General features: G+C 34.8%; 5 protein-coding genes. 3 read left to right on the top strand and 2 right to left on the bottom strand.

The window, feature by feature from the left end:
• Positions 1-560 (bottom strand): methionine ABC transporter permease (locus Q1J40_RS08215; RefSeq protein ID WP_301099645.1); only part of this gene is annotated, 560 nt, incomplete at its 3' end.
• The gene (gene metN / locus Q1J40_RS08220) at positions 550-1,584 is read right to left on the bottom strand and encodes a methionine ABC transporter ATP-binding protein MetN (protein ID WP_301099647.1); all 1,035 of its coding nucleotides are present in this window, start codon (positions 1,582-1,584) and stop codon (positions 550-552) included. The genes metN and Q1J40_RS08215, both read right to left, overlap by 11 nt.
• 197 nt (positions 1,585-1,781) lie before the next feature.
• Between metN and Q1J40_RS08225 the strand changes: the two genes are divergently transcribed.
• The 3 genes from Q1J40_RS08225 to Q1J40_RS08235 all read left to right on the top strand — a co-directional run.
• Entirely contained in the window at positions 1,782-2,093 is a 312-nt protein-coding gene (locus Q1J40_RS08225; RefSeq protein WP_301099649.1) for a YqcC family protein, read from the top strand.
• An 8-nt stretch (positions 2,094-2,101) separates the two neighbouring features.
• On the top strand, positions 2,102-2,845 hold the full coding sequence (truC, locus tag Q1J40_RS08230) for a tRNA pseudouridine(65) synthase TruC (protein ID WP_301099650.1): 744 nt from the start codon (positions 2,102-2,104) through the stop codon (positions 2,843-2,845).
• Between the two features lie 2 nt (positions 2,846-2,847).
• Positions 2,848-2,987: YoaH family protein (locus Q1J40_RS08235; protein ID WP_301099651.1), on the top strand; the 140-nt coding region annotated here is incomplete at its 3' end.

Here is a 2,987-nt window from a genome sequence, read left to right on the forward strand (position 1 = left end):
TAACTGATAGCAAGGTTACCCAAGCCACCACCTCCAACAGCACCAGCCATTGCAGAGTAACCTATAAGGGAAACTAAGGTTAGCGTAATGCCATTGATTAAAATTGGTAAAGATTCAGGCAAATAAAATTTATTTACTACTTGCCAATTTGTTGCACCCATTGATTTTGCAGCTTCAGTTAAACCACTTGGAATTTCTAATAATGCATTAGCCGTCAAACGAGCAAAGAATGGAATCGCAGTTATACTTAATGGAACGATTGCCGCAGTTGTACCTAATGTTGTTCCAACAACTAATCGAGTAAAAGGTAATAAGATAACAAGTAAAATAATAAACGGAATTGAGCGTCCAATATTAATGATAACATCTAACACTTGGTGAGATGCTTTATGCTCTAAAATTTGTCCTTTACCAGTTAAAAATGCTAAAAACCCAATAGGTAACCCAAATACCACAGCCATAAGCGTACCGATGAAACCCATATAAATTGTTTCTAACGTGGACTGTGCTACTAATTCCCATATTCTCGGTGTTAATTCATTTAAAATATCAGCCCACATAGCCAAGTACCTCAACTTTAACATTGTTGTCAATTAAATAAGATTTTGCTTGTGCAATAGCATCTGATTCTCCCTCAACTTCCGCAATTACAAAGCCAAATTTTACGCCACCTGCATAATCAATTTGTGAAATGAATATACTAAAATCAATGCCAAATTTTTTTGATGCATGAGAAAGTAACGGAGCATCAACAGATTGTCCAGTGAATTCAAATTGAATAATAGGAAAACTCTTTTCACTTGGTGTAGCTGAGAGTTTTTCCTTATATTCAGCAGGTAATTCAACATGAAATGTAGATTGAATAAAACGCTGAGCAAGTTCAGTTTTTGGATTTGAAAAAATTTCACTTACTGAACCACTTTCAATTAATTGCCCTTTATCAATAACTGCAACACGATCACAAATACGTTTAACAACGTCCATTTCATGAGTAATCAGCAAAATTGTTAAGCCTAATCTTGTATTAATTTTTTTTAATAATTGTAAGATTGATTGTGTTGTCGCAGGATCTAATGCACTTGTTGCTTCATCACAAAGTAACACTTTAGGATCATTAGCTAATGCTCTCGCAATTGCCACTCGTTGCTTTTGTCCGCCTGACAGATTGCTTGGATAAGCATCGCGTTTATCTGCAAGACCAACTAAACCTAAAAGTTCACTGACTTTTTTTTCTATATGTTCTTTGCTTGAATTACTTAATTTTAATGGTAATGCAATATTTTCAAATACGGTAGCTGATGAAAGTAAGTTAAAGTGTTGGAAGATCATCGCAATATCACGGCGAGCAATAATCAGCTCTTTTTCTGAAAATGCAGTAAGATCCTTACCATCTACAATGACCTGTCCTGATGTTGGACGTTCAAGTAAATTAACACAACGGATTAGTGTACTCTTCCCTGCACCGGATGCACCAATTACCCCATAAATCGTGCCTTTAGGTACGGTGAGATCAACATTATTCAATGCAGTAATAATCTTTCCCGATACCTCAAATTGTTTGCTGATTTGTTTCAGCTCTATCATAGCTCTATTCCTAACTAACATAAAATGGATGTTTAGGATTCTAGACGTCTAGATTTCTATGTCAATCGAAAAATATAGATTTTATGTAAAAAAATAGATGTTTTAAATCGATCGTTGAAAAAATAAACTTTAGTCCCCATATTCAGTCGCTAAGCTAATAAAATAGCTATTATCACAAAAATTTAACGGAGAAAAGTATGAAACAAGAAACTAGAAAATATATCAATGAAGTAGAAGCCGCAATGAAAAAACATAATCTATGGGAAGCAACTCCACCTTCAGAAGAAGCTTTAGCAAGCACTGATCCATTTTGTGTTAATGCCCTTTCTCCATCACAATGGTTACAATGGATTTTTATTCCTAAAATGAATGCATTATTAGATGCTAATGCAGATTTACCGAAAGATTTTGCGATTACACCTTATTTGGAAGAAGCATTAAAAGAAGAGGCTTATTTAATGGATTTGCATACTCCATTACTAAAGCTTGAACAATTGTTAAAAAGCTAACTAATCTTATGTTAGAGATTATTTATCAGGATGAAGATCTCATCGCGATTAACAAACCCGCAGGGATGCTCGTGCATCGTAGTTGGTTGGATAAACATGAAACAGTTTTTGCCATGCAAACTTTGCGAGATCAAATAGGACAACATGTTTATCCAATTCATCGTTTAGATCGACCAACTTCAGGGGTATTGTTATTTGCATTAAATAGCGAAATGGCTCGCATCATGAGCTTGTTGTTCGAACAACACGAAATGGAAAAGCAATATCTTGCCATTGTAAGAGGTCATTTAAAGGAACAAGCAGGTAGAATCGATTATCCCCTTAAAGTAAAATTAGATAAGATTGCAGATAAATTTTCACAAGATAAAGAACCTCAAGATGCAATTACGGATTATCAGTTATTGGAGCAAGCAGAAATGCCTTATCCAGCAGGTAAGTTTGCAACAGCTCGTTATAGTTTAGTCAAACTTTCTCCAAAAACAGGAAGGAAACATCAGCTTAGACGGCATCTAAAGCACATTTTTCATCCTATTATTGGTGATACTAATTATGGCGATCTTCATCAAAATCGAGCTTTTGCTACAAATATTGGCCATAGCAGACTATTTTTACATGCATATGAATTAGTATTTAAGCACCCTAAAACATTGCAAAAAATTTCAATTAAAGCACCGCTTGATGATAATTGGAAAAGTGTTTCATCCTTGTTAGGATGGGATACATTAGATTTTGATCAGATATTAATAGGATAATTATGGATAATATTTTACTTTCCTTAACTCATGAGCAACAGCAGCAAGCTGTTGAAAAAATTCAGAAACTGATGCAACAAGGCATTGGCAGTGGCGAAGCCATTGCAAGAGTTGCAAAAGAATTGCGTGAAAAATATCAGAC

Origin of the sequence: Otariodibacter sp., from assembly GCF_029256985.1 — a bacterium.
Classification (GTDB): domain Bacteria; phylum Pseudomonadota; class Gammaproteobacteria; order Enterobacterales; family Pasteurellaceae; genus Otariodibacter.